We start from the raw sequence: 26985 nt of genomic DNA on the forward strand, positions 1-26985 counted from the left end.
TCGAGGGCCGGGCATCCGGCGGCGGGTGATCAGTCCTCGGCGGGCAGCAGGACGGTCACCGACAGGCCGCCGTCCCGGCGCGGGCGGGCGGTGACCGTGCCGCCGTGCGCCTCGGCGATCGCCCGGACGATCGACAACCCGAGCCCGCTGCCGGCGCCGGACGCCGCCCGGTCGCCCTCCAGCCGCCGGAACGGCTCGAAGATCGTCTCCATCTCCCAGGCGGGCACCGGCTCCCCGGTGTTCTCCACCGTCAGCCGCACCATGTCGCCACCCTCATCACCCTCACCCTCCTCCCCATCGTCGCCGCCGGCGCCCCGCCGCGGCACGGCCCGATCGCCACGCTCGTCCTGCCCCTCCTGCCGAGGACGCCGGTGGTCCTGCGCCCCCTCCTCCTGGCCGCCGGCGGCCGGGGCGGGACGGTCGCAGGCGACCCACGCCCGGCCACCGGGGACGTTGTGGCGGATCGCGTTCTCCACCAGGTTGCGCACCAGCCGTTCCACCAGCACCGGATCGCCCACGGTCGGCGCGTGACCGGCCGTGTCGTGCACGGTGATTCCGAGCTCGGCGGCTTCGGCCGCCACCTCGTCGGCCACGTGCTCCACCAGGTCGGCCAGGTCGAACCGGCTGCGGGCCAGGATCGCCTGCCCGCCCTGCGCCAGTGCCAGCAACCCGTCGATCAGCCGGTGGTGGCGGGCGTTGACCACCAGCAGCGACTCGCCGAGCCGCCGCAGCTGCGGCGGGGCGCCGGGCTCGGCCATCGCCACCTCCACCAGGGTCCGGTTGACCGCGACCGGGGTGCGCAGCTCGTGGGAGGCGCTGGCGATGAAGCGCCGCTGCCCGTCCACGGTGCGGGCCAGCCGGGCCAGCAGGCCGTCGATGATGTCGGCCAGCTGTTTGACCTCCTCCTCCGGGCCCGGGTAACGGATGCGTTCGTGCAGGTCGTGGCCACGGGCCACCCGGTGGGCGGCGGCGGTCAGCGCGCCGAGCGGGCGCAGCGCCCAGCCGGCCGCCCACCAGCCCACCCCGCCGGCCACCGCCGAGCCGCCGAGCAGCAGCAGCCCGCCCCACAGCCGCAGATCATCAAGGATCGCGGTCAGCACGTACCGCTGCACGATCCCCTCGTACAACGCCGGGCGCGTGGCCGGGGTCTCTTTGAGCCACATACGGCCGTAGGAGCCGACCATGATCGTGGCGCTCCCGGCGCGCAGGGTGGCCAGGCTCAGGTGCACCGCCAGGTGCGCCCCGGCGAGCGGCAGCCCGCCGACCAGCAGCGACGCGGCGGTGAACGCCAGGGCGAACCGCGCCCGGACCGTCCGTGCCGCCGTCCTTCTCCCGGGTCGTCTCATCACGGGATCCGGTAGCCCACGCCGGGCAGGGTCTCGATGACGCCCGGCTCGCCCAGCTTGCGGCGCAGCTTGGCCATCGTGGTCCGCACGGTGGTGGTGAAGGCGTCGATCCGCTCGTCCCACACCTTCTCCAGCAACGTCTCGGCCGACACGACCGTGCCGCGGGCGCGCATCAGCTCGGCCAGCACGGCCAGCTCCTTGCGGGACAGCGGGACGTAGCGGCCGGCGCGGAAGGCCTGCCGGTGCACGGTGTCCAGGGTGATGCCGGCCCGCCGCAGCACCGGCGGGTGCGCGGACCCGGTGCGGCGGGCCAGGGCCCGGACCCGGGCCAGCAGCTCGGCGAAGGCGAACGGCTTGGCCAGGTAGTCGTCGGCGCCCAGCGACAGGCCGCTGACCCGGTCGTCCACCGCGCCGGCGGCGGTGAGCATCAGCACGCGCACCAGGCCGCCGGCGGCCACGATCGTGCGGCACACCTGGTCGCCGGGCACCTTGGGCAGGTCCCGGTCCAGCACCAGCACCTCGTAGCGGGCGGCGGCCAGCAGCGCCAGGGCCCGCCGGCCGTCGTAGGCGACGTCCACGGCCAGGCCCTGGCCGCCGAGGCCGGCCGCGATCGAGTCGGCGAGCATCCGCTCGTCCTCGGCGACCAGGACCCGCATCCGCTTGCTCCCCTCATCCCCGCCCGCCGCCTCGGCCGGCCCGCCCGGCGGCGCGCACGTGCGCCGTTCAGGGTGGCAGCCGGCGCATAACGCGGGCGTTACCGATTCCGGTAACGCTCTCATGATCGGCCGGCTGCTGGACTGCGCGGTGTCCCCGCCCGACTCTCCCCGCCCTCCTGGACACCGATGTCGTTCGCCTCCCCGCTGTTCCTGTGGTTCTTCATGCCGGCCACCCTGCTGGCCTGCCTGGTGCTGCCGGCGCGGCACCGTGACGGGGTGGTCGCCGCCGCCAGCCTGGTCTTCTATACCTTCGGTGCCGGCGGGTACGCCGCGCTGCTGCTGTCGGCCATCGCGGTCAACTACGCGGCGGGCCTGGCGCTGGACTCGGCGTGGGCGGCCGGCCGGCCCCGGGCGCGCCGGGCGGTGCTGCTGGCGGCGGCCGGCTGGGACGTGGCGGTGCTGGCGGTGTGGAAGTACGCCGGGTTCGCCACCGCCCAGGCCGCCGCCCTGGCCGCCGCGCTCGGGCTGGGCCACCTGCCGGTGGTGCACCTGGCCCTGCCGATCGGGATCTCCTTCTTCACCTTCCACCACCTGTCGTACGTGGTGGACGTCTACCGGGGCGACACCCCCGCCCAGCGCAGCCCGGTCGCCTTCGTCACCTACATCGCGATGTTCCCGCAGCTGGTCGCCGGGCCGATCGTCCGCTACCACGAGATCGCCGGCCAGCTCGGCGCGGCCCGCGCCGACCGCCTGGGCGACCTGGCCGCCGGGTTCCCCCGGTTCGCCCTGGGCCTGGCCAAGAAGGTGGTCGTGGCCGACTCGCTGGCGCCGATCGCCGACGCGGCGTTCGCCCACCCCGGCGGCCCGGTCTCCACGCCGACCGCGTGGCTCGGCGCGGTGGCCTACACGCTGCAGATCTACTTCGACTTCTCCGGCTACTCCGACATGGCCGTCGGCCTGGGCCGGATGCTGGGCTTCCGGCTGCCGGAGAACTTCGACCGGCCCTACAGCGCCTACTCGGTGACCGACTTCTGGCGGCGGTGGCACATGTCGCTGTCGCGCTGGTTCCGCGACTACGTGTACATCCCGCTGGGCGGCAACCGGCGCGGCGCGGCCCGCACCTACCGCAACCTGGTGATCATCTTCGTGCTGTGCGGGCTGTGGCACGGTGCCGGGTGGACCTTCCTGGTCTGGGGCTGCTACCACGGCGCGCTGCTGGTGGCCGAGCGGCTGCTCGGCTTCGACCGCCCGCCTCGCGCGGCCCTGGCGGCGGCCGGCCGGCGGGCGGTGACCCTGCTGCTGGTGATGGCCGGCTGGGTGGTGTTCCGGGCGCCGAGCATGACCGAGGCCGCCGGCATGCTGCGGGCGATGGTCACCTGGCGGCCGGGCGGGCTGGACGAGTTCGCCGCCTATGCCGCCGGTCACCAGCGGACGGCGGTGCTGGTGCTGGCGGCGGCCGTGGTGGTGCTGCCGGCCGGGCCGCCGCTCGGCCGGCTGCTGGAGTGCGGCCGCGGCCGCCGCGCCCGGGTGGCGCGGGCCGCGGTGAGCCTGGTGGCCGCCCCGGTCGCGGCGGTGCTGGTCGCCGCCGGGACCTTCAGCCCGTTCCTGTACTACCAGTTCTGACCGGAGGCGAGCAGACCATGACCGAGGGACCCGCCCGCCCGCCGGGCCGGGCCGGCGCGCGGCGCCGGTCGGTGACCGCGTTGGCGGCGCTGCTGTTCTTCTTCGGCCCGGCCCTGGCCTACGCGGCGGGGGAGCGGGCCGAGCAGATCGAGAACCGGCGGCTGCCGGGCTTCCCGCCGCTGTCGCAGGGCCTGGCGGCGCTGCCGCGGGTGAACGACTGGGCGACCGCTCACCTGCCGTTGCGCCGGTACGCGGTGCGCGGCCATGCCGCGGTGTCGCAGGCGCTGTTCGGGCAGGCCCCGGCCTACGGGGCCTCGGCGACCGGCTACCCCCGGGTGATCGAGGGACGCGAGGGCTGGCTGTACTTCGGGGACGACGTGAGCGAGGCCTGCCGGCCCCGCCGGCCGGTCGCCGGCACGGTGCAACGGCTGCGCCGGCTGGCCGGCATCGTGCGGCGGTCGGGCCGGCGGCTGGTGCTCGCGGTGGCGCCCGACAAGACCACGATCGTGCCGGACCGGCTGCCCGGCCGCTTCCCCGGCCAGGGGTGCCTGGCCCGGCGCAAGCAGGAGCTGTGGGCGGCGCTGCGGGCGGCGGGCCTGCCCGGCCTGCTCGACCTGCGCGGCCCGCTGGAGCGGGCGCAGCGGGCCTCCGGCGAGCCGGCCTACTGGCGCACCGACAGCCACTGGACCGAGCGCTCGGCCGGGCTGTTCGGCGCCGAGCTGGCCCGGGCGCTGGATCCCGCGCTGGGCCGCGGCACCCGGCTGGTGCGGGCCGGGCGGGCGCCGCGGGCCGGTGACCTGGGCGGGCTGCTGGGCACCGACGCCGAGGAGGTCATCGACCGGTGGCGGCTGGTCCGCGAGGGGGTGTACCAGAGCGGGCAGGAGCGCCAGGGGTATCCGGTGTCGTTCCGCACCCGTCATGCCTCCACCGCGGCGCCGCTGTACCGGGAGGCGACGGTGATCGTCGGCGACTCCTTCACCCGCAATTCGCTGCCGTGGGTGCTGCCGTACTTCGCCGACGTCACCTACCTGCGCAGCGACGCCCCCGCCACGCTGGGTGCGGATCGGTTCGCCGCCACGGTCGCCGGCGCCGGCACGGTGGTGGTGGAGATCGTGGAACGCCACCTGGCCGGCGGCCGCGCCGACCCGCTGGAGGACGCGGTGCTCGACGCGCTGGAGTCCGCGCTTCGTACCCCTGCACGGTGAGGCGGCCGCTCCCCGGCCGGGCCGGGTCCCGGGGCAGCCCTGCCCCGGGACCCGGCGATCGGGCGGTCACCGCCGGGCGAAGAAGCCGACGATCACCCGCCCGGCGTCGATGTCCATGCCGACCCGGCCCTGGATGTCGGGATACTGGCCGGTTCCCCCCGGCCAGGTGTGGCCGCCGCCCCTGACCGTGTACAGCTCCACCCGCGGCGTGCCGGGGGAGTGCCAGGTGGTCCGGGTGACGGTGGTGCCGTCGTCCGGCGCGGTGTCGGGCAGTCGGACCGGGGCGTGCCGGGCGGCCTTGGCGGCGCGGGCGAACGCGCGGGCGGTGTCCATGGTGCCGATCGTGGCGATGGGCGGCTCGTTGCTGATCTGGTCGTTGGGCGGCGGCGGGTCGGGCAGCCCGGCGTAGGGGCGCAGCGGGTCGGCGGTGCCGTAGACGATCAGCGCCGGGATGCCGCGCTCGGGCCGCGGCGGTGCGGGCCGGGCGGCGAGCTGTCCGGCGACGGCGGCGACCCCGGCGAACCGGGCGGGACGCTGGGCGGCGATGCGCAGCGCCAGGTTCGCCCCGTTGGACATCCCGGCCAGGTAGATCCGCGCGGGGTCGATGTGGTGCCCGCGCACCAGCCGCCGGGCGAGCGCCTCGACGAACTCCACGTCGGCGTGGGGGTCGGGGCGCAGCCTGGTCGGTTCCAGGGAGTCCCCCCATGCCTTGTTCAGCCCGGTGGGGTAGGCCACGGCGATCCCGCGCGCCGCCGCGACGGCCGACAGGCGGGTCGTCTTGTCCATGCCGGCGGGGGTGTCGCCCTTGCCGTGCAGGGCGATGATCACCGGGACCCGGCCGGGGTGCGGCACCGACAGGCGGTAGGCCCGATCGACTCCGCCGACGCGCAGGGTGCCCTCCACCCAGGTGGGCGGGCGGACCGTGCCGGGCCGGTCCCGCTGGGGCCGTTCCTGCGGCGTGGCGGCGCCCGGCAGGGCCGCGGGGCCGGCGGCCACCGCGGCGGCGAGCAGGGCGGCGGTGATGACGCGCATGGGCGACACTCCTTCTATGGCTATTAGGTGCTGACCTAAACCCTATAGGATGATGGAGTGGCCTAGGATCGGGACCCACGCCCCAGGTGACGGACGGACCATGCGCAGACGACTCAACAGGCAGGCCGTGATCGAGGCCGCGATCGCCTACGCCGACGAGCACGGCCTGGACGCCCTGACGGTCAGCGCGCTGGCCCGCCACCTGGGCATGGCACCGCCGAGCCTGTACGCCCACGTGCCCGGCGGGCTGCGCGAGCTGCGCGCCGCGATCTGCGTCCGCGGCCTGCTCGACATCGCCGACCGCTGCCGGCGCGCCGCCACCGGCCGGGCCGGCGCCGACGCGCTGCGGGCGCTGGCGCACGCCCAGCGCGCCTACGCCCGCGACCACCCGGCCCGCTACGCGGCGACCGCGTTCGGCGTGGACCACTACCAGGACGACGACGTGCGCCGTGCCGCCGACGAGGCCGCCGCGGTCGCCGCCGACATCCTGGCCACCTGCGCGCCGGACGGCCCCGCGCGCCTGCACGCCGCCCGGGGCATCCGCAGCGCCGTCCAGGGGTTCTGCGCCCTGGAGGCGGCCGGCGTGTTCGCGCTCGCCGTCCCCGCCGACGACAGCTTCGCGTGGCTGGTCGACGCCCTGGTCGCCCGGATCGTCCCGGCCGCGGTGCCCGGCCGCGCGGGCTGAATCGCCGCCACCGGCGAATCGCCCGAGCCGGGCCCGGCCGCACGGCCGCCCGGCGGGGTCGCCGTAGGCGCGGATGGACGGCGGCGTGGCCGGTGGCCGGGAAAAACCGTTTCCGTCCCGGCGGCCCGCCGGGTGAGGATGCCGGGATGGGACGCGCGTTCGAGGAGCTGGTGAGCGAGGCCGAGGCGGCGCCGGTCGAGGGCTGGGACTTCTCCTGGCTGGCCGGCCGGGCGACCGAACAGCGCCCGTCCTGGGGCTACCAGCGGCTGATGAGCGACCGGCTGGCCCGGGCCGGCGCGGCGCTGGACGTACAGACCGGCGGCGGTGAGGTGCTGAACGGCGCGCCGGTGCTGCCACCGGTCATGGCCGCCACCGAGTCCTGGCCGCCCAACCTCGCCCGGGCCGCCCGGCTGCTGCGGCCGCGCGGGGTGGCGGTGGTGGCCACCGGCGAGCGGCCGCCGCTGCCGTTCGCCGACCGGGTGTTCGACCTGGTGGTCAGCCGGCACCCGGTCGCGGCGTGGTGGAGCGAGATCACCCGGGTGCTGCGGCCCGGCGGCACCTACCTGGCCCAGCACGTCGGCCCGGCCACCGTGTTCGAGCTGGCCGAGTTCTTCCTCGGCCCGCAGCCGACCGACCGGCGGAACCGGCGCCACCCCGAGGTGGAGACCGCCGAGGCCTCGGCGGCCGGACTGACGGTGGTCCAGGCGCGGCTGGAGCGGCTGCGGATGGAGTTCTTCGACGTCGGCGCGGTCGTCTACTTCCTGCGCAAGGTGATCTGGATCGTCCCCGGCTTCACCGTCGAACGCCACCGCGACCGGCTGCGCGCCCTGCACGAGCGCATCGAGCGGGACGGCCCGTTCGTCGCCCACTCCAGCCGCGTCCTCATCGAGGCCCGCCGCCCGGCCTGAGCGCGACCCGCCGCCGATCACGATGACCACGATGTGGTCGGTGGCGGGACTTCGTGGTGCCCTGTCGCAGGACGGCGCCGGGCGGCGCGCTCGACCCGCTCGACGTGCACGTCATCCAGATCTTCTCGTTCCCGTCCGGCGACCCGGCCGAACCGGTCGGCCGGCAGGCGGGCAGGCACCGGCCGTCCAGGCCGTCTCCGGTCCGAGGATGTCGCACGAGTCGTTCCACGTCCCTGGAGCTTGAACCCCGGCTCAGCCCGGTGATGACCCGGCGACAAGCGTCTCGCCCGCCTCGGTACGCGCGTAGAGCACGAACCTGCCCGACCGGTGCGCGCCGGCCAGCCCCGCCGCGCGCAGCGCGGTCAGATGCCGCGACACCCCGGCCATGGACATGCCGGTGCGCCGGCTCAGCTCGGTGGTGGAGGCCGGGGCGGCCAGCTCGCCCAGCAACATCGCGCGGGTACGGCCGAGCACCGCCGCCAGCGCCTCGGGCACCTCGGTCCGGCGGCGCTCCCACAGCGTGGCGATCCCGCGCGGGGAGTAACGCAGGGTGGGCTGCCACGGCGGGACGGTGATCGAGAAGATCCGCGGCCAGATGAAGACCGAGGGCACCAGCAACAGCCCCCGTCCGCCCAGCCTGCGCTCGCCCGACCGGTGCCGGTGCCTGAGCAGCAGGGTGTCGTCGGTCCAGCGGACGGCCGGGTCCAGATCGTTGAGCAGCCGCGCCGCGCCTCCCTCGGCCAGCAGCCGGGCCCGTTGCAGGATGTCGCCGTCCAGCAGGGTGCGGATGCCCGGCCAGTAGGGGGCCAGCGCCGCGTCCCAGTAGGCGCGGATCACCTCCGAAAGCTCCGCCAGCCCTCGCGCCGGGTCCTGGCGCAGCGGGGCGAGGCGGGACCCGGCCAGCCCGGCGAGGTCGGCGCGGACCCGCTCAGGCGGGGTGGCGCGCATGGTGGCCAGCTCCAGCTCCAGGCCGGGGGCGGTGGTGACCGGCGGGGGGCAGACGAACGCCGGGATGGTGCGGGTGGGCACCGGCACCAGGTCGGCGAGTACGCCCCAGTCGACGCCCGCGGCCCGCAGCCTCGGCGCGGCGGCCGAGACCCAGGGGCGGTGCAGCGGGTGCTCGCCGGGGCTCCTGAGCACCCGCGTGCTCGCCACGACCTCCCACAGGGGCGAGAACGCGAACCGCATGCAGGCCAGATCGGCCAGCTCGAACCCAAGCCGCAGCACGCCGCACCCCTTTCCACCCGCGTCCCGGTGTTCCTGAACCGGGGCCGGAACGGTACCGCGCGCCGGTCGATTCGCTCCAGCGCGAATCGATGGAGCATGCCGCCGGGCGGCGGCAGGGTTCGGCTCATGACGACCTCGACGATGCCCGGCGGCCCGGTGTTCACCGACGCCGGGTTCCGGCGGCTGTTCGCCGCGGCCACCGCCAGCAGGCTGGGCACCTCGATCGGGCAGCTGGCGTTGCCGCTGACGGCGGTGGCGGCGCTCGGGGCGGGCCCCGGACAGGTCGGGGTGCTCGCTACGGCCGGCACGCTGGCGTTCCTGCTGATCGGCCTGCCCGCGGGTGCCTGGGTGGACCGCGTGCGGCGGCGGCCGGTGATGGTGGCGGCCGACCTGCTGCGGGCCGTACTGCTGGGTTCGGTACCGCTCGCCTGGTGGGCGGGGGCGCTCACCTTGAACCAGCTGTACGCGGTGGCGCTGCTGTGCGGGGCGGCCACGGTGTTCTTCGACGTCGCCGACCAGAGCTACCTGCCGCACCTGGTCGGGCCCGGGCGGTTGACGGCCGCCAACACCGCGCTGGTCAGCATGGACGCGGCCAACCAGCTCGCCGGCCGAGGCGTCGGCGGCCTGCTGGTGGAGCTGCTGTCGGCTCCGGTGGCCATCGCCGTGGACGCGCTGAGCTTCATCTGGTCGGCGCTGTGCCTGCGCTCCATCCGCAGGCCCGAGCCACCGCCCGGCACGGCGAGGGCCGGCCTGGGCCGCGACATCGCCGAGGGCGTCCGCCTGGTGGCGCGCCACCCGGTCCTGCGGGTCTTCACCGCCGAGGGCGCGCTGACCAACCTGGGCTGCCAGATCGTGATGACGATGCTGCCCGTGCTGTTCCTCCAGGAACCGGGACTGTCCCCGCTGTGGCTCGGCGCGTTCCTCACCGCGGGCGGGGCCGGCTCCCTGCTCGGCTCGGCGGCCGCGCGCCGGCTGGCCCTGCGGCTGGGGGAGGGGCGGCTGATCCTGCTGACGAGCGTCGGGATCGTTCCCTTCCTGCCGTTGCTACCGCTGCTGGACGGCGGTGCCGGGCTCTGGGCGGCCGGGGCGGCGTGGACCGCGCTCACCGTCAAGGTCGGCGTCAGCAACGTGATCAAGGTGAGCTACCGGCAGCGGGTCACCCCCGACCGGCTGCTCGGCCGGGTCGGGGCGACGATGCGTTTCCTGCTGACCGGGGCGCTGGCGATCGGCGCCGCGGCGTCCGGCCTGGTCGGTGAGCTGATCGGGGTACGGGCGGCGCTGTGGGCGGGTGCGGGCGTGCTGGCGGTGAGCTGCCTGCCGATCGTGTGCTCGCCGCTGCGGACGTCGCGTGACCTCCCGGCGGGGCAGGGGACGGCGTGACCGCCCGCCGGCCGGACCTCCGCCCGCACGCCCTCCGGTGCCGGCGCGAAGGCGAGGACGAGCCCACATCCTGATCACGGATTCCCCTTACAGTCTCCATACATCTAAACATCTAGGGTCCTAGTACATTAGATGTATGGAGAAAGCCTTGATCGAGTTCTACCTCGACACCAGGTCCGGCGTCTCGCCGTACCAGCAGCTGGTCCAGCAGGTCCGGCACGCGCTGCGGCTCGGCCTGCTCGGCGAGGGCGACCAGTTGCCCACCGTCAAGGAGGTCGTCGCGCACCTGGCGATCAACCCCAACACCGTGTTGAAGGCCTATCGGGAGCTCGAGCACGAAGGCCTGGTCGCCGCCCGGCAGGGCGTCGGGACGTTCGTGACGGCGACCCTGGCGGGCACCTCGCTGGCCGCGCACGGCCCGCTCCGCCTGGAGTTGCGGCGCTGGCTGGCCAAGGCCCGCCGGGCCGGCCTGGACGAGGAGAGCATCGAGGCCCTCTTCCTCACCACCTTTCGCACCCCCGCCCAGGAGGACATAGCGTGAACACCGTCGTACAGGCCCGGCAGCTGGGCAAACGGTACGGCAGGCGACGATGGGCGCTGCGCGACTGCACCGTCGACATCCCGGCCGGCCACGTCGTGGGGCTGGTCGGCCCCAACGGCGCGGGCAAGACCACGCTGCTGAAGCTGGCCGCCGGCCGGCTCGAACCGACGTCCGGCGCCATCACCGTGCTCGGCGGCCCGCCCGCCGACACCCCCGGGCAGCTCGCCCGGGTCGGCTTCGTCGCCCAGGACGCGCCCGTCTACACGCAGCTCACCGTCGCCGAGCACCTGCGGCTGGGCGCGCGCCTCAACCCGCGCTGGGACGCCGGCCTGGCGAGCGAGCGCGCCGCCCGGTTCGGCCTGACCCCCGCGCACCGGGCGGGACGGCTGTCGGGCGGCCAGCGCGCCCAGCTCGCGCTCACCCTCGGCCTGGCCAAGCGGCCCGAGCTGCTGATCCTCGACGAGCCGGTCGCCTCGCTGGACCCGCTGGCCCGCCGGGAGTTCATGCAAGGGCTGATGGAGGCCACCGCCGAGCACGCGTTCAGCGTGGTGCTCTCCTCCCACCTGGTGTCCGACCTGGAGCGGGTCTGCGACTTCCTGGTCGTCTTAGTCGACTCCCGGGTGCTGGTGGCCGGCGAGGTGGAGACGCTGCTGGCCACCCATCACCGGCTCACCGGCCCGCGCCGCGACCCCGGCCGGCTGCCCGCCGGCCAGCAGGTGATCTGCGCGAGCCACACCGACCGGCAGAGCACGTACGTGGTGCGCACCGACGCGCCGATCCACGACCCCGCCTGGACCGTCACCCCGCTCGGCCTGGAGGACCTCGTCCTGGCCTACCTGGACCGGCGGCCCGCCGGCGACCCGCGGACCCCCCTGGCGGTGCGGCCATGATCTGGCTCACCTGGCGCCAGCTGCGCGGCTCGGCCATCGCGATGGCCGCCGTCCTCGCCGTCATCGGCGCCGTCCTGCTGCTGACCGGCCCCGGCATGGCGGCCCGCCACACCGCCGGGCTCGCCGACTGCGCCGCCCAGTCCACCTGCCTGCAGTTCTACGACCGGTTCTTCGGCGATTACGACACCCCCTTCCTGGCGGTCAGCCTCCTGGTGGTGCTGCTGCCCGCCTTCGCCGGGCTGTTCTGGGCCGCACCGATGATCACCCGCGAGCTGGAGGCGGGCACCCACCTGCTGGCCTGGTCCCAGAGCGTCACCCGGCGCCGCTGGCTTGCGGTCAAACTCGGGATCACCTGCCTGCTCGCCATGGCCGCCGCCTGCCTGTGCGGCCTGATGGTGACCTGGTGGTCGGGCCCGCTGGACGACTCGGCGCCGGCCGACCTCGCCCTGGTGGCACCGCTGGTCTTCGGCGCCCGGGGCGTCGTTCCCATGGGGTACGCGGCCTTCGCCGTCGCCCTCGGGGTGGCGGTGGGCATGTTCGTGCGCCGCACCCTGCCCGCCATGGCGCTCACCCTGGCCGTCTTCGCCGCCGTGCAGATCGCCATGCCGCTGCTGGTCCGGCCGCACCTGATGGCCCCGGTCACCTCGACCTTCGAGATCGGCCCGGCGAACGTGGAGGGCATCAGCGTCGACCGCGACGGCGGCGGAACCCCGCGCATCCGCCTGAAGTCGGTCACGCCCGGCCACCCGGGTTCCTGGGTCCTGGCCAACGGCATCCTCGACCCGGCGGGACGGCCGCTCGCCGACGACGGCGGGGGATCCGCGGTGCCGGTCTCCACCACCTCCGGACCCTGCGCGCCCGGGGCGGCGTTCGGGGCGTGCACGACCGAGATCAACCGGCTCGGCTACCGGCAGCGGGCCACCTTCCATCCGCTCGAGCGGTTCTGGCCCCTGCAGTGGATCGAGACCGGGATCTACGCCGCGCTCGCCCTCGGCCTCGCCGGGTCGTCCTTCTGGGCCATCCGCAGACGCCTGTCGTGAGCGGCATCAGGTCGGCGGCCGCCGGGATCGCCCTGGTACTGGCCGCCGGCTGTACGGCCCCGGCCGCGCCGCGCGCCCAGGCGAGCCCGCAGAGCACGGTCTGCCCGGCGCCCGCAGGCGCCCCCGGGCCGGAGACCGCCACCACCGTCGAGGTGATCGAGCAGGTGTACTTCTGCATCCTCGGCACCTACTACAGCGGCGCCACGCTGGACGCCCGCCTGCTGCTGACCGCCGCGTTCACCGCCCTGACCCGGGAGCTGAACCGCGCCGGGCGCGAGGTCGCCGGGGCGGTCATGCCGCCGCTGACCGGCGACCGTCAGGCCGACTGGGCCGCCTTCGCGGCGGCCTGGCGGACCACCACCGGCCAGGTGCCCGGCCTGCGCGACCGGCTGGCCGTGGCCACCGTGGAGGCCATGGTCGCCGCCCTGGACGACGACCACGCCCGATGGACGCACGGTCTCAAGCGGCCGCCCGGATACTACGACGGCGACGGCTACGGCCTCGGCCTGCGCGCCAGTGCCCGCAGGCCCGACGCCGCGCTGCCTCCGCTGTTCGTCACCGCGGTGGAGGGCGGCGCGGCGCGGGCGGCCGGGCTGCGCCCGGGGGACATCATCGAGTCGGTCGACGGATCGGCGCCCTTCATCGGCGGGCGGGCCACCGCCGCCGCGATCGACGCCCTGTATCCGAGCTACCCGCAGGCGGCCCCGGTCCGGCTGCGGATGCTCCGGCGGTCCACCGGCCGCCGCTGGAACGTGACCCTCAAGCCCGGCCTGTACCCGCGAGACCCCGCCACCCTGCGCGCGGTCACCGGCAGGCCGCTCGCCCGCGGCGTCGCCTACGTGCGGCTCACCGGGTTCTCCGGCGACGCCGCCGACCGGGTCCTTCGGGAGATCGCCCGGATGCGCGCCGGCCGCACGCTCACCGGCGTCCTGCTGGACCTGCGCGGCAACGGCGGCGGAAGCCCGGCCGAGGCGATCCGGCTGCTGAGCGCCTTCGTGCACGGCAAGGTCACCGCCTACCTGTGCACGGCGGCCGGCGCCTGCCAGGCCGCGCGGACCGACGACACCGTAGAGCTGCTCGGCCTGCCGCTGGTGGTGCTCGTCGACGGCGGCTGCGCCTCGGCGTGCGAGCACTTCAGCTCCGCGGTCAAGGACCTGCGCGCCGGCCGGCTGGTCGGCACCCGGACCGCCGGGGCGGTCTCCGGCCCCGCCGAACCCCACCTGCTCGCCGACAACACCGTGCTCACCTTGCCCGCCCGCCACCACCTCGGGCCCGGCCGCGAGGTGGTCGACCGGATCGGCGTGCCGCCCGACCACCATGTGCCCCTGACCGCGAAGGACGCGGCCGCCGGGCGCGACCCGGCACTGGAGCGGGCGCTGAGCCTGCTGCACGAGTGAAACGGACCCCGCGATGAGAAAGATCCTCGCGCTCGCCGCCGGACTGGCCGCCCTGGCGGCGTCCGGCTGCGCCGCGCCCGCGCCGCCCCGGGCGGCCGCCGTCCCGCCGGCGCCGGTCCCCGCCACCCTGCCCGCGCCCGCCGGTGGACGGCCGGTCGGCACCACGGTGGTCTACCTGAAGGACACCTCCCGCCGGGACCCATGGAACCCCGACGCCGAGGCCCGGGAGCTGAAGGTCACCTTGTGGTATCCGGCCGCGCGGCGGGACGGGCCGCGGGCGCCGTACATGTCGCCCAGGGAGTCGGAGCTGACTCTGAAAGGCCTGCGAGCCGCCGGCGTGCCGGCCGACATGCTGCACCGGACGTGGACCAACGCCGTCGCCGGCGCCGTCCCCGCCGGGCGGCGGCTCCCGCTGGTGGTGCTCTCGCCCGGCTTCACCAAGCCGGTGAGCACGCTGACCTCCCTGGCCGAGGACCTGGCCGCCCGGGGGTACGTGGTGGCCGGAATCGACCACCCTTACGAGAACCACGCCACCACCCTGCCCGGCGGGCGGATCGCCGAGTGCCTGGCCTGCGACGTCGACTCCGACCCGGGCTTCGGCACCGGGCTGGTGCAGGGGCGGGCGGCCGACGTCTCCTTCGTGCTGGACCGGCTGCCCGCGGCGTGGCGGGGCGCCGGGCGGATCGACCGCGAAAGGATCGCCATGGTGGGCCAGTCGATCGGCGGGGCCGCCGCGCTGGCGGCCATGGTGAAGGACCCCCGGGTGCGGGCCGGTGTCGACCTGGACGGCACCACCTACGCCCGGATCTCGGGCGGCGGGCTGCCGCGGCCGTTCATGTTCGTCGGCAACCCGCGGCACACCCCGGGCGGCGCCGACAACTCCTGGGACCGGGACTGGAGGCTGCTGACCGGGTGGAAGCGGTGGCTGGTGGTGTCGGGCGCCGAGCACGGCTCGTTCACCGACGCCCCGCTGCTGGCCGGCGCGCTCGGCCTCACCCCCGCCCCCGGCACGCTCCCAGCGGCGCGCGCCGCCGAGATCACCCGTACCTACGTGGCGGCCTTCCTCGACCGGCACCTGAGGTCGCGGCCGCAACCGCTGCTGGACGGGCCGTCACCGCGCTACGCCGAGGTGGCGTTCTGCCCGGACGCCTGCCACGGGTCCTGAGGACGTGGGCGTGCACGCCGGCGTCGCTGCCGCAGGCGGTTCCACCACGCCGCGTCCGCCGCGAGGTCCGCCGCGAGGTCCGCCGCGAGGTCCGCCGTGCGGTGGCGCCGCGGGTCCGGTGGACCGCGCTCAAGCGCGCGGCCGCGCGTTGAGCCGGGCGGCCTGCCGGGTGAGATGCTCACGTTCGGCCAGGCTCGGCGCCTTGGCGGCGGCTTCGGCGTACAGGCGGGCCGCGGTCACCGGGTCGCCGTCGCGTTCGTGCAGGTAGGCGGCGACGGCGGTGTGCCGGGGCAGCGCGGGGTCGAGACCGGCCAGCGCGGCCAAGCCGGCCCGCGCGCCGTCGGCCTCGCCGACCGCGACGGCCCGGTTGAGGCGGGCCACCGGGCTGCCGGTGAGGCGTACCAACTCGTCGTACCACTCGACGATCTGCACCCAGTCGGTCTCGGCGGCCGTCCGCGCGTCGGCGTGCAGCGCGGCGATGGCGGCCTGGGCCTGGTACTCGCCCAGCCAATCGCGGGCCAGGGCCGCCTGCAGGACGTCGACGCCCTCGGCGATGAGGCGGGTGTCCCACCGGCCGCGGTCCTGCTCGGCGAGCGGCACGAGCCTGCCGTCCGTGGTGGTGCGTGCCGCGCGCCGCGCGTGGTGCAGCAGCATGAGCGCGAGCAGGCCCGCGACCTCCTCGTCGCCGGTCATCGCGGCCAGCTGGCGGGTGAGCCGGATCGCCTCGGCGGCCAGGTCGACGTCGCCGGAGTAGCCTTCGTTGAAGACCAGGTAGAGGACGCGCAGCACCGTGGCGAGGTCACCGGGCCGGTCGAACCGGACGCCGGCGACGGCGCGCTTGGCCCGGCTGATCCGCTGGGCCATGGTCGCCTCCGGCACCAGGTAGGCCTGCGCGATCTGCCGGGTGGTCAGGCCGCCGACCGCCCGCAGCGTGAGCGCGACGGCCGACGCCGGGGTCAGGGACGGGTGCGCGCACAGGAAGTACAGCCGCAGCGTGTCGTCGCCCGCCCGGCCCGGGCCCGGCACCGGCTCGCCGTCCGCGCGTATCTCGCGGTTGCGCCGCGAGGTCTCGGCGCGGGCGGCGTCCAGGAACTTGCGCCAGGCCACGGTGATCAGCCAGCCCTTGGGGTCGTGCGGTGGGCCGGCCGGCCAGGTGCGTACCGCCTCGACCAGGGCGTCCTGGACGGCGTCCTCGGCCGCCGCGAAGTCGGCTCCGCGACGGACGAGAACACCGATCACCACCGGGACCAGGTCCCGCAGCAGGGAACCGTTCACTCGGTCACCGTGGGCGGATCGGCCAGGAAGGGCCGCACCTCCAGCCACTCCTGGATCGGCCTCCCGCCGGCCCCCGGCGCCGCCGACAGCTCGCCGGCCACCTCCAGCGCCCGCTCGTAGGTCTCGACATCGATCACCATCCAGCCGGCGATCAGGTCCTTGGTCTCGGCGAACGGGCCGTCGGTGACCGGCGGCCGTCCCGCGCCGTCATGGCGGACGAACGTCCCCTCCGGCGAGAGCGCCTGCCCGTCGACGAACTCGCCGGTGCCCTCCAACCGGGCGGCCCAGTCCCGCATGAAACGCATGTGAGCCGAGACCTCCTGCGGCGTCCACTGCTCCATCGGCACCTCGTTGACCGGCGCCGGCCCGCCCCGGTAGTGCTTGAGCAGCAGGTACTTGGCCATCGTCTTCTCCTCGCGTGCGGCACGCCCATTGTGGCGGTGTCCGTCTCGGGGACGGAACCACTCGCGGTTTCTCGACATCCCCACCGGAGGTTCCCGGCACGACCGCCCGGCCGCGGGCGCCGGTCAGCCGTCGGCGACGTCCTCGGGGGCGGCGCGGGCCAGCGCGGCGAGCAGGTCCAGCGCGGCCGCCAGCTCGGCCGGCGGCGGGGAGGCCAGGGCCAGCCGGACGGCGGGCGGCGCGGCGGCCGTTCCGGCGGCGAACGCGGCGGCCGGGGTGACCGCGACGCCGTGCTGGGCGGCGGCGGCGACGAAGGTCTCCGCCCGCCACCGGCCGGGCAGCTCCCACCAGGTGTAGTAGCCGCCTGGATGGGCGCGGGTGGTGAAGCCGGCCAGCCGGTCGGCGGCCACCCGCTGCCGTGCCGCCGCGTCGGTGCGGCGCGCCTCTTCCGCGGCGGCGGCCAGGCCGGCGGTGATCCACCGGGTGGCCGCCGCCAGCGCGAATCCCGGAGCCGTCCAGCCGCCCGCGCGCACCGCCGCGGCGACGGGCGCCGCCATCGCGGGCGGCACCACGGCGAATCCGGCGGTCAGCCCGGGGCCGAACCTCTTGGACAGGCTGTCGACCAGGATGGTCAGCTCGGGCGCCAGCGCGGCCAGCGGCGGTTCGGCGCCCTGGTGCAGGAACGCCCAGACCCGGTCCTCCACCGCGGGCAGCGCCAGCTCGCGCAGCACGGCGGCCAGCTCGGCGCGCCGGCCCTCGGGCATGGTGACCGACAGGGGGTTGTGCAGCGTGGGCTGCAGGTACACCGCCGACAGCGGGGCGGCGCGGTGCGCGGCGGCCAGCGCGCCGGGCAGCAGGCCGGCCTCGTCACCGGCCAGCGGCACCGCCGCCACCCCGAGCCGGGCGGCGATCGCCTTGACCATCGGATACGTGAGCGCCTCCACGCCGAGGCGGCCGCCCGCCGGGACCAGCGCGGCGATCGCCCCGGCGATCATCTGCCGGCCGTTGCCGGCGAACAGCACGCGCGCCGGGTCCGGGGCGAAGGCACCGCGCGCCTGCAGGCCGGCCACCGCGGCGCGGGCCTCGGACGTGCCGGCCGGGCCGGCCGGGCGCAGCGCCCCGGCCAGCACGTCGGGCCGCAGCAGCGCGGCCAGCTGTTCGGCCAGCGGCCCGGCCAGGCCGTCCAGGGCAGGGTAGTTGAGCTCCAGGTCCACCCGGGCGCGGCCGGTGGGCTCCACCAGCGCCGCGCCGGCGGGCGGCGCGCCGGCGCGGACGTAGGTGCCGCGGCCGACCTCCCCGGTGACCAGGCCGCGCCTGGCCAGCTCGCGGTAGACCCGGGCCGCGGTGGAGGCGGCGATGCCGCGCCGCCGGGCGAACGCGCGTTGCGGCGGCAGCCGGTCGCCGGGGCGCAGCCGCCCGGCGGCGATGTCGGCGGCGAGCGCGTCGGCGATCAGCCGGTAGTCGTCCATCACACCTCAATCCGTCGATTGCACCGAGTGCAAAGTCATTATTGCACTCACCTGTCGAGCCTGCCTACGATCGGCACAGCCACCAGGGGCGACGAAAGGGCATGGACGTGACCAAGCAGGCGGGGATCAACGGGATCACGGTGACCTACGAGGACGAGGGGACGGGCCCGGCGCTGCTGCTGGTGCACGGCCACCCGTTCGACCGCTCGATGTGGGCGCCGCAGGTGGCGGAGTTCGCCGCCTCGGGGTACCGGGTGATCGTGCCGGACCTGCGCGGCTACGGGCAGAGCACCGTGGTGCCCGGCACCACGCCGTTCCCGGTGTTCGCCGCCGACCTGGCCGCCCTGCTGGACCATCTGGGAGTGGCGGGGGTGGTGGTGGGCGGGCTGTCCATGGGCGGGCAGATCGCCATGGAGTTCTGCCGGCGCCATCCCGGCCGGATGCGCGGACTGCTGCTCGCCGACACCTCCGCGCCGGCCGAGACGCCAGAGGGCCGCGAGGCCCGGTACGTGATGGCCGAGCGGCTGCTCGCCGAGGGCATGGGCCCCTACGCCGAGGAGGTGCTCGGCATGATGGTGGCTCCGGCCACCGTGACCGGACGGCCGCAGGTGGCCCGGCACGTCCTCGCCATGATGCGCGCGGCACCGCCCGCCGGCGCCGCGGCGGCGCTGCGCGGCCGCGCCGAGCGCGACGACCACACCGCCACGCTCGCCGGCCTCACCGTGCCGGCCACCGTCGTGGTCGGCCGCGAGGACGCCTACACGCCGGTCGCCGACGCGGAGTTCATGGCGCGGACCATCCCCGACGCCGACCTGGTGGTGGTGGACGGCGCCGGGCACCTGCCCAACCTCGAGCGCCCCGAGGAGTTCGACCGCGCCCTGCGCGGCCTGCTGGCGCGCAGCGGCCACCCGGCCCCGGCCCGCCGCTGACCGCCCCCGTCCGGCCCACCCTCCAGGCCGAGGGCGCCCGCGGTGCGGGCGGCCGCGGCCGGCCGGGCGGCGCCCGGAAGGTTCACCGGGTCTTGGTGAATCCGCCGTCGATGACGAAGTCGGCGCCGGTGACGTTGCCCGCCCGGTCGCTGGACAGCAGCAGCACCAGGTCGGCGATCTCGTCCGGATGGGTGAACCTGCCGGTCTCGGCCTCGGCGGCGGCCTGTTCGGCCACGGTCGCCGGATCGCCGCCGCCGGCGCGGGCGACGGTCGCGGCGACCCCGTCGTCACCGAGCCACAGGTCCGTGGTGACCGGTCCGGGGCTGATGGTGTTGACCCGGACGCCCCGGGCGCCGACCTCCTTGGACAGGGCCTTGCAGAAGCCGGCCAGCGCGGCCTTGGCGGCACTGTAGTCGATCACTGCCGGGTCGGGCAGGAAGGCGTTGATCGAACTGATCGTGACGATGTTGCCGTGCCCGGCCGCGAGCATCGCCGGCAGTGCGGCACGGGTGGTCCGCACCGCCGCCATCAGGTTGAGCGTCAGGCAGTCGAGCCACTGGTCGTCGGTGACGTCCAGGAACCCGGTCAGGCGCGGAGTGACCGCGCCGACGTTGTTGACCAGGATGTCCAGGCGTCCGTGAGCGAGCGCGGCGGCGACCAGGCGGGCCGGTCCCGCCGCGGTTGCCAGGTCGACCTCGATCGCCGACAGGCCGCCGCGCCGGGCCAGTTCGGCGAGCTCCGGGGTGGTCCGGCGCGAGCCGGCGACGACGTGGGCCCCCTCCCGCACCAGGGCCCGGGCGATGGCCAGTCCGATCCCCTTGCCCGCACCGGTCACCACCGCGATCTTGCCCTGCAGTTCCAGGTCCATGACAGTCCTTTCGGGGGCGGTCCGCGGCGCCGGCCGTGCGGCCGATCGGTGCCGCGGACCGCCGGTGGTTCGTCTACAGGCCGTTGCGAGCGAGCCAGGCCAGGCAGGTGTCGGCGACCTCGCGCCAGCCGTGGTCGATGGTGAGAGAGTGCCCCCGATCGGGGAACTCCTGGAAGTCGGTGATCGCCGCGGAGTCACGGTACTGCTTGAGGGTCGCCTTGGTGACGGTCTCGGGGACGGTGTGGTCCCGGCCGCCGGCGATCAGCAACAGCGGCCCCCGGTCGTTGTTTCCGGTGTTGACCTTGGCGGGCGAGTGGGGGGAGAAGTTGGCGGCGGCGGCCTCGAACAGCGGCCGGCCCGGCGCGGGGATGGTCCACCGTTCGTAAAGCTCGGCGGCCTCCTGCGCCGGGATGGCGTTGCCGAAGGCATAGGTGAACTGCTCGAGGGTGAGGGAGACGGCCCGGTGCTTGTTGGCCGGGTTCTTGAACACCGGCAAGGTCGAGCGCAGCGCCGACAGCGGCAGCGGCAGCACCCCCTTGATCTGGGCGGCGTCGATCGCGATCGCGGCCCGGGCCAGGTCCTGCCCGAGCAACTTCTCGGCGATCATGCCGCCGAAGGAGTGGCCGATCAGGATCGGCTTGACGGGCAGCGCGTCGATGATCTTCGCGTGGTGGGCGACCACGTCGTCGATGCCATGGTCGGCGATGCTCTCGGGGGCCTTCCTGGACAGCTCGACGGTCTCGCCGTCGCCCGGCCAGCCGGGGGCCGTCGCGTCGTACCCGGCCGTCGTGAACAGCTCGACCCAGGAGGACCAGGAGGTGGCGTGCAGCCACAGGCCGTGCAGGAAGATGACGGGAATGGCCGGTGCGCTCATCGATCGCTCCTCAGGAATAGGGCTGTCACGCCGGATGGATGTGCTTGGAGCTCCCTGCGGTCGTGGCCTCACGATAGGAGGCCTCTCGATCGCCTCGCGTGCGTCACATGACTGCGTCGCCGAGCGTCACCCGGCTGGGACGGTGCGATCAGGACCTCACGGCCAAGGCGGCGCGTAACGCCGATCGCGAGGTGATCCCGAGCTTCGGGAAGATCCGGTAGAGGTGGGAGCCGACGGTCCGATGGGACAGGTAGAGCTTCTCGCCGATCTCCCGGTTGGTCAGGCCGTCGGCCGCCATCTGGGCGATCTGCAGTTCTTGTGCGGTCAGCACGTCGCGTGCCGCGCTGCTCCGGCTGCCGCTGCTCTCGCCGGAGGCCCGCAGCTCCCGGCGCGCCCGCTCGCTCCAGGGGATCACCCCTAGGGCGTCGAACGTCTCGCGAGCGGTGCGCAGCGGTGCCCGCGACTCGGCCGTACGCCGCCGGCGCCGCAGCCATTCACCGTAGGCCAGCTGCACCCGGGCCCGCACGAAGGGCCATCGACTCAGGTCGGCCCGGAGCGCGGCCTCGAAGAACGGCTCGGCCGCCGCCTCGTCTGCCAGGACCGCCCGGGCGTACCGCAGGTCGGCGTGCAATGACGGGGACGGCGTGATGAGCGCCACCGCCTCCAGCTCCTCGATGATGCCGGCCACCGCACGACCTTGGCCGCTGTGCACCGCGGCGTCGGCGAGTTCGGCGACGGAGAAGCAGCGCAGCGCCTGGTGGAATGCCGGATCGGCGGGGTCGTGCATCCGCCGCAGATGGCCGAAGGCGTCGGCGTGGCGTCCCTCGCCCAGCGCGGCGAGTCCACGCGCGTGCTGCACCGTGGCCAGTACGGGCCGCGCGCCGAGGGGCAGGGCCACCTGCTCGGCCGCGACGGCGAGGCCCTCCACCCGATCCAGCTCGCCGCGGAGCGCGGCGAGCACCGCGCCAGAGGCCTGGGCGATGGCGTGCATCAGCGGCTGGGACGTCTCCTGTGCCAGCCGCGCGGCCTCCTCGGCGGCGGGGATGGCCACGCTCAGGTCGGCCAGCCGGGCCGCACTCCACGCCTGCGCGCCGAGGTCCCTGGCCAGCAGGCTGAGCCGGCCCTGCGCCCGCAGGGCCGGCAGCGACGCGGCGCAGAACTCCTCCGACAGATCGAACGCGCCCACCATCAACGCCGAACTGCCGAGCAGCCGGGTCGCCGGCCGGTCGCCGGCCGGCCGGGCGGCCAGCCGGCGTAACCGCTCGACGACCACCTCGCCGCGTTCAAGGGGAGCCGCGAACGCCAGCACCGTCAGCAACCGCCCGTCCAGTTCGTCGACGGGCAGGCTCTCGGCCACGCCGACGACGCGTCGCCGCGACCGCTCGTCGGTATGCGCCCAGAAACAGCGCAAGGACGCACTGGACAGGAGTTTCAGCGCCAGTTCCACGTCTCCTTGGGCCGCCATGGTCTCGGCGAGGTCGGCCAGCGAGTGGGCGGCCGCGCTGTCGTCGCCGATGCCGTCCTCGAAGTTCTCCCTGATCCACACGATGCGGGCCCGCTGCCGGGCCGACGGCTGCAGCCGCTCGCACTCGCCGAGCAACCGCGCGACGATGTCACGCCGTCCGATCTCGGCCGCGTACTCGGCGGCTCGCACCAGCCGTTCGCGGCGGTGGGCGGCATCCTCGCTGAGCCTGGCCGCGTGCTCCAGTGCCGCGACGGCCGACAGCAGGTCGCCCCGGCGTCGTACGTTCCTGGCCGTGGCCGCGAGTTCGGCGGCGATGCTCTCGTCCGGCCGGACGGCGGACGCCGCGCGATGCCAGAGACGGCGGTCCGGCCGGGCGGTGAGGACGTCGGCCAGGGCGGCGTGCACCGCGTGCCGCCGGGAGATGCCCGCCTCCTGGTAGATCGCCGAGCGCATGAGCGGGTGCCGGAACGACACACCGGCTTCGTGCACGTCGACCAGCCGTACCGCGACGGCGGGCGCCAGATCGTCCGCCGTCACCGGCACGCCGGTGAGCTGCGCGGTGGCGTCGAGGATCTCCGAAAGGGCGGAGCTGTCATTGAGCGCGGCCACCAGCAGCATCGTCCGGGCGGCCGGCGGCAGTCCCGACATGCGGGCGGTGAAGGCCTGCTCCAGCCGGGTGGTCAGCGCGAGCCACCCCGGCCGCAGCGGTGCTTCCCCCTCCCGCGTGTCCACGGCGATCGGCAACTCGACCAGGGCCAGCGGGTGTCCGGCCGCCTCCCGCAGCAACCGGGTGCGCATCACCGGCGTCAGGGTGGGGCTGCAGGAGTCCAGCAGGGCGGTCGCGGCGGTGTCGTCCAGCCGCTCCAGGACCAACTCCGGCAGCCCGGCCCGGTCCAGGGGACTGTAGAAACCGTCGCGCAGCGCGGCCAGCAGCACGATCGGCTCGGCGTCCAGCCGCCGCGCCACGAACGCGAGCACATCGGCGCTGGCGCGGTCCAGCCAGTGCGCGTCCTCGACCAGGAGCAGGACGGGCGAGCGGGCGGCGGCCTCACCCAGGAGGTTCAGCGCCGCCAGAGCGATGAGGAACGGGTCCGGCACCCGGGAATCGGCCAGCCCGAACGCCGCGCCCAGCGCCTCTCGTTGCGGGACGGGCAAGTCCCTGATCTCGCCGCGAAGCGGGAGCAACAGCTGGTGCAGACCGGCGAAGGGCATGTGCGTCTCCGATTCCACCCCGGCGGTCCGCAGGATCCGCATGCCCCGGGCGGTCGCGGTCATCGCCGTATCCTGCAGCAGGGCCGACTTCCCGATCCCCGCCTCGCCGCGCACCAGCATCGCCCCGCCGCCGCGGCCGGCGCCGTCCACGAAATCACCGAGACGCCGCTGTTCGGACTCTCGCCCGAACAGCGCTCTGACCGGCTGGTCCACCGCGGGCGCGGCAGGCCGACACCGCCTGCACTCCGGGTCCCGTCCAGCGAAGACGAGCACCATGCCTTCGTCGAGAACGCTGGTCATATGAAGTGCGTCCTTTCGCTGATGTGCTCGGTTCCGCGGCCGTCCGGCCCGCAGGAGGGCGGACGGCTCAGGCGGCGGCCTCACGCAGGAGGTGTGCGACCGCGGCGGGCTGGGAGACATGGACGGCGTGGTCGCCGATGACCTCGACGACCTTCGCTCCGGCGTGCTGGGCCATCATGTGCTGGACCGGCGGTGGAATGATTAGATCCTCGGTCGCGACGAGATACCAGACGGGCTTGTGCCGCCGGACCGGTGCGGTGAGCGGCCCGTCCAGGGCGTCCACGCCGCACCGGGCCGGGAGGCCGGCCAGGAACGCGGCGACGTACACCAGCGACGCGACGCTGGGATGAGCACCGGCCGCGCTGATGACCAGCCCGCCGTGACCGTGGCCGGCCAGGACGGCCGGGCCGTCGAGACCGTCCAGGACCCGGCGGGTCACCGCGACGTCATCCTGCGGCGACAGCGCGGGGTTCAGCACGATGTGCACGCGGAATCCGTCCCTGGTCAGCTCGTCGTGAACGCCCCGCCAGGCTGAGCCGTCCGCCAGACCCTCCGGTACCAGCACGATGTTCCTGATGGTGGTCATGACCGCTCCCGGGCTGGGGGGACAGGCCCGGTGCAGGTCCGGGGCGCATTCACCATCAAACCCGTCCGCGGGTGGTCCGGCCACGCAGAACAGGACGCAGAACTGAGGCGGTTACCGCCTGCGGCGCGCAACCCCGCAGACGGTCGCGGTGACGTCCGAACGGTCAGGGTGCGGTGTCCGCCAGGGCGCGGCAGCGGCTGCCCGCCTCGCCATCGTCGATGGATTCGTACACCTCGGCCGCCCGCGCGTAGGCGCGCCGGCTCTCCCCGGTCCGGCCCTCGGCGGCCAGCAGGGCCGCCAGCGTCTCCAGGGATCGGGCCTGCGGGACGGGCAGCCGGGCGTGCTCCATGAGGTCGGTCGCCTCGGTCAGCCTGGCGATCGCCTCGGCCCGCCGGCCGAGCGACCCCAGGCATTCGCCGATGCGGGCGAGCGCGATCGGGCGGTTGAACGCCGCGACGCTGGGTGTTATCCCCGAGCGGTCGTCGTCCAGCAGGGCCAGCAGTTCAAGGTACTGCTCCAGTGCCCTGGTGTGATCTCCGGCATCGCGCAGGCAGGTGCCGAGGCCGCCGAGAGAGTGGCAGTATCGATCCATGTCGCCGTTGGCGAGGTGGATCCGCGCCGCCGTGGTCTGGGCCGCGATGGCCTCGTCCAGCCGCCCGAGCCGCCGGAGCGCGCCGCCCGCGTGGTGGTGGGCCAGGGCGATCTGCGCCGTGGCGCCACTGCGAGTCGCCAGGTCGATCGCCTGGGCGGTGTAGCGCAGGGTGGTCTCCAGGTCGTCTCGCGGCACCAGATGGACCCAGGCCAGCATGTTGAGCTGCGCCGCCTGCCGGGCAGGATCGCCGAGCGCGGCCGCGGCCTCGGCTCCCAAGGTGAACACCTCGTGCCAGTGCGGCGCGTGCATCCACTGATCGGAGAACCAGTCCATCGACTCGGCACAGTCCAGGACGGCGGTGAACCTCCCGATGGCCCCCGCATGGCGGAGCGCGCCGAGCCAGTTGTCGACGTTCACGCGTAACCAGTCATCGGCCTGCTCGGCGGAGGACAGCTGGGCGAGGTCGGGGGCCGGCCGGTCGGGACGGCCGTATCGGGGATCGAACCACCGCCCGGCGGTGGTGGCCATCCGCAGCAGCCACGAAGTCACCGTCGCGGCGACCGCGTCACGCTCGGCGGCGGGTTCCTCCTCCCGGAGCCGGTCGCGGGCGAACAGCCGGACCAGGTCGTGGAAGCGGTACCGTCCCGAGGTGCCGTCCTGGAGCAGGCCGAGGTCGACGAGTTCGTCGAGGGCATCCCATGCCCCCTGGATCGGCGTGCCGCCCGCCACGGCGGCCAGCGCGGCGTCGAAGCCGCGGCCCGGCACCACGGCGAGCCGGCGGAAGACCCGCCGCGTAGAGATCGCCAGTTGGGCGTAGGACAGGCCGAACGCAGTGGCGATCTTCAGATCGCCGGCGCTGAGCTGATCGAGGCGGCGCTCCTCGTCGGTCAACCGGACGGCGAGATCGGCGGCGTGCCAGCCGGGCCGGCTGACCAGGCGGTTTCCGGTGATCCGCAGCGCGAGCGGCAGGCCACCGCACAGCCGCGCGAGCTGCCGGACCGCGGCCCCTTCGTCCGGGGTGCCGCGGTCGGCGAGGATCCCGGTCAGCAGTTCGACGGCCTCAGGCGACGGCAGGGGCCCGAGGCCGAGCCGGCGCACCCCTTCCAGGCCGGCCAGCAGGCGGCGGCTGGTGACCAGGATCCGGCCCGCGCCGCCACCCGGCAGCAGCGGCCGGACCTGCTCCTCGGCGGCGGCGTTGTCCAGCACGATCAACACGCGCCGGTCACGCAGCCGGGATCGGTACAACGATGCCCGCCCGGCGACGTCGCCAGGAATCTGCCGGTCGGGAATGCCGAGAGCGCGCAGCAGCGTGACCAGGGCCTCCTCGACGGGAAGTGGCCGCGCGGACATGCCGAACAGGTCGAGGAAGAACACCCCGCCGGGGAAGTCCGGTCGCAGGGTGTGGGCGGCGCGGACGGCCAGCGTGGTCTTGCCGAGCCCGGCGGGGCCGGTGATGAGCGCCACGTTCGCGGTGCCCGGCGCGTCGCCGGTGCGCGACAGCTCACCGGTCCAGGCCAGCTCCGCGGCCCGGCCGGTGAAGTCGTCGACCGAGCGTGGCAGCTCGCACAGCCCGGTCGGCCGTGCCCACCGGTCCCGCAGGCGACCCTCGCGAGCCAGCTCGACGAGCTGCCGGCGGTCGGCGTCCACCAGGCCGAGGGCGTCGGCCAGCGCGGTGACGGTCCGATGCTGAGGGCCCTTGCTGCGCCCCCGTTCCATGTCCGACAGCGTCCGGTCGCTGACCCCTGAGGCCATCGCGAGCTGCTCCAGCGTCAGCCGCGCCGCGTGCCGGTGGCGACGGAGCACCTCCGCGAGGCTGGACCGGCCGGTGATCGAGTGCTCCTTCTCCGCGGGCGGATGAAGACCGTTCAAAGCTTACGGGAAGACCGGTGAAAGTGGTGTGGATCATCCCGTCGATCCG

The 26985-nt window shown here is 75.1% G+C and carries 23 protein-coding genes; 11 read left to right on the forward strand and 12 right to left on the reverse strand.

Annotation, left to right across the window (positions count from 1 at the left end; all coding sequences use genetic code 11):
* Positions 1-29: 29 nt before the first annotated feature.
* Positions 30-1346 (reverse strand): sensor histidine kinase, encoded by a 1317-nt coding sequence (locus Sru01_RS19530; RefSeq protein WP_203988499.1) that lies wholly within the window; start codon positions 1344-1346, stop codon positions 30-32.
* Positions 1346-2002 (reverse strand): response regulator transcription factor, encoded by a 657-nt coding sequence (locus Sru01_RS19535; protein ID WP_203988501.1) that lies wholly within the window; start codon positions 2000-2002, stop codon positions 1346-1348. Before Sru01_RS19535 ends, Sru01_RS19530 begins: the two co-directional genes overlap by 1 nt.
* 186 nt (positions 2003-2188) lie before the next feature.
* Here Sru01_RS19535 and Sru01_RS19540 point away from each other — a divergent pair, with 186 nt between their 5' ends.
* Positions 2189-3625, forward strand: coding sequence for an MBOAT family O-acyltransferase (locus tag Sru01_RS19540; protein WP_203988503.1), 1437 nt, complete (start codon positions 2189-2191; stop codon positions 3623-3625).
* A gap of 17 nt (positions 3626-3642) precedes the next feature.
* On the forward strand, positions 3643-4830 hold the full coding sequence (locus Sru01_RS19545) for an alginate O-acetyltransferase AlgX-related protein (RefSeq protein WP_203988505.1): 1188 nt from the start codon (positions 3643-3645) through the stop codon (positions 4828-4830).
* Positions 4831-4896: 66 nt separating this feature from the next.
* Here the strand turns inward: Sru01_RS19545 and Sru01_RS19550 are convergent, their stop codons facing one another.
* Positions 4897-5862, reverse strand: coding sequence for a CE1 family esterase (locus Sru01_RS19550; protein ID WP_203988507.1), 966 nt, complete (start codon positions 5860-5862; stop codon positions 4897-4899).
* 100 nt (positions 5863-5962) lie between these two features.
* On the opposite strand from Sru01_RS19550, the gene Sru01_RS19555 reads away from it, so the two are divergent.
* Both Sru01_RS19555 and Sru01_RS19560 read left to right on the forward strand, forming a co-directional pair.
* Complete coding sequence (locus Sru01_RS19555; RefSeq protein WP_203988509.1) at positions 5963-6547, forward strand: TetR/AcrR family transcriptional regulator; 585 nt, start codon at positions 5963-5965, stop codon at positions 6545-6547.
* A 146-nt stretch (positions 6548-6693) separates the two neighbouring features.
* Positions 6694-7455 (forward strand): methyltransferase domain-containing protein, encoded by a 762-nt coding sequence (locus Sru01_RS19560; RefSeq protein WP_203988511.1) that lies wholly within the window; start codon positions 6694-6696, stop codon positions 7453-7455.
* A gap of 252 nt (positions 7456-7707) precedes the next feature.
* On the opposite strand, the gene Sru01_RS19565 is transcribed toward Sru01_RS19560, so the two are convergent.
* The gene (locus Sru01_RS19565) at positions 7708-8682 is read right to left on the reverse strand and encodes a DUF5937 family protein (protein WP_239137567.1); all 975 of its coding nucleotides are present in this window, start codon (positions 8680-8682) and stop codon (positions 7708-7710) included.
* A 126-nt stretch (positions 8683-8808) separates the two neighbouring features.
* On the opposite strand from Sru01_RS19565, the gene Sru01_RS19570 reads away from it, so the two are divergent.
* From Sru01_RS19570 to Sru01_RS19595, 6 genes are all read left to right on the forward strand, one after another.
* Positions 8809-10062: an MFS transporter gene (locus tag Sru01_RS19570; protein WP_203988514.1), complete on the forward strand. Its 1254-nt coding sequence runs from the start codon at positions 8809-8811 to the stop codon at positions 10060-10062.
* Positions 10063-10198: 136 nt separating this feature from the next.
* Complete coding sequence (locus Sru01_RS19575) at positions 10199-10603, forward strand: GntR family transcriptional regulator (RefSeq protein ID WP_203988516.1); 405 nt, start codon at positions 10199-10201, stop codon at positions 10601-10603.
* On the forward strand, positions 10600-11493 hold the full coding sequence (locus Sru01_RS19580) for an ABC transporter ATP-binding protein (RefSeq protein ID WP_203988518.1): 894 nt from the start codon (positions 10600-10602) through the stop codon (positions 11491-11493). The genes Sru01_RS19575 and Sru01_RS19580 overlap by 4 nt, the downstream gene beginning before the upstream one ends.
* The gene (locus Sru01_RS19585; protein WP_203988519.1) at positions 11490-12533 is read left to right on the forward strand and encodes an ABC-2 membrane transporter-related protein; all 1044 of its coding nucleotides are present in this window, start codon (positions 11490-11492) and stop codon (positions 12531-12533) included. Before Sru01_RS19580 ends, Sru01_RS19585 begins: the two co-directional genes overlap by 4 nt.
* A complete protein-coding gene (locus tag Sru01_RS19590) occupies positions 12530-13930 on the forward strand; it encodes a S41 family peptidase (protein WP_203988521.1) in 1401 nt (466 codons plus the stop codon). Before Sru01_RS19585 ends, Sru01_RS19590 begins: the two co-directional genes overlap by 4 nt.
* Before the next feature lie 13 nt (positions 13931-13943).
* Positions 13944-15095, forward strand: a complete 1152-nt coding sequence (locus Sru01_RS19595) for an alpha/beta hydrolase family protein (protein ID WP_203988523.1) — start codon at positions 13944-13946, stop codon at positions 15093-15095.
* Positions 15096-15224: 129 nt separating this feature from the next.
* On the opposite strand, the gene Sru01_RS19600 is transcribed toward Sru01_RS19595, so the two are convergent.
* The 3 genes from Sru01_RS19600 to Sru01_RS19610 all read right to left on the reverse strand — a co-directional run bounded on the left by Sru01_RS19600 (position 15225) and on the right by Sru01_RS19610 (position 18241).
* A complete protein-coding gene (locus Sru01_RS19600; protein WP_203988525.1) occupies positions 15225-16370 on the reverse strand; it encodes an RNA polymerase sigma factor in 1146 nt (381 codons plus the stop codon).
* Positions 16367-16774: a YciI family protein gene (locus Sru01_RS19605; protein WP_203988527.1), complete on the reverse strand. Its 408-nt coding sequence runs from the start codon at positions 16772-16774 to the stop codon at positions 16367-16369. Before Sru01_RS19605 ends, Sru01_RS19600 begins: the two co-directional genes overlap by 4 nt.
* Before the next feature lie 123 nt (positions 16775-16897).
* A complete protein-coding gene (locus Sru01_RS19610) occupies positions 16898-18241 on the reverse strand; it encodes an aminotransferase-like domain-containing protein (protein ID WP_203988529.1) in 1344 nt (447 codons plus the stop codon).
* A gap of 101 nt (positions 18242-18342) precedes the next feature.
* On the opposite strand from Sru01_RS19610, the gene Sru01_RS19615 reads away from it, so the two are divergent.
* Complete coding sequence (locus tag Sru01_RS19615; protein WP_203988531.1) at positions 18343-19170, forward strand: alpha/beta fold hydrolase; 828 nt, start codon at positions 18343-18345, stop codon at positions 19168-19170.
* Between the two features lie 82 nt (positions 19171-19252).
* On the opposite strand, the gene Sru01_RS19620 is transcribed toward Sru01_RS19615, so the two are convergent.
* The 5 genes from Sru01_RS19620 to Sru01_RS19640 form a co-directional block, all read right to left on the reverse strand.
* Entirely contained in the window at positions 19253-20038 is a 786-nt protein-coding gene (locus Sru01_RS19620) for an SDR family NAD(P)-dependent oxidoreductase (RefSeq protein WP_203988533.1), read from the reverse strand.
* A 73-nt stretch (positions 20039-20111) separates the two neighbouring features.
* Positions 20112-20912, reverse strand: coding sequence for an alpha/beta hydrolase (locus Sru01_RS19625; RefSeq protein WP_203988535.1), 801 nt, complete (start codon positions 20910-20912; stop codon positions 20112-20114).
* Positions 20913-21060: 148 nt separating this feature from the next.
* Positions 21061-23889, reverse strand: a complete 2829-nt coding sequence (locus Sru01_RS19630) for an ATP-binding protein (RefSeq protein ID WP_203988537.1) — start codon at positions 23887-23889, stop codon at positions 21061-21063.
* A 67-nt stretch (positions 23890-23956) separates the two neighbouring features.
* A complete protein-coding gene (locus Sru01_RS19635; RefSeq protein WP_203988545.1) occupies positions 23957-24475 on the reverse strand; it encodes an alpha/beta fold hydrolase in 519 nt (172 codons plus the stop codon).
* A gap of 163 nt (positions 24476-24638) precedes the next feature.
* Positions 24639-26870, reverse strand: coding sequence for an ATP-binding protein (locus tag Sru01_RS19640; RefSeq protein WP_203988547.1), 2232 nt, complete (start codon positions 26868-26870; stop codon positions 24639-24641).
* Between the last annotated feature and the right edge of the window lie 115 nt (positions 26871-26985).

This window comes from Sphaerisporangium rufum (assembly GCF_016863395.1).
GTDB lineage: Bacteria > Actinomycetota > Actinomycetes > Streptosporangiales > Streptosporangiaceae > Sphaerisporangium > Sphaerisporangium rufum.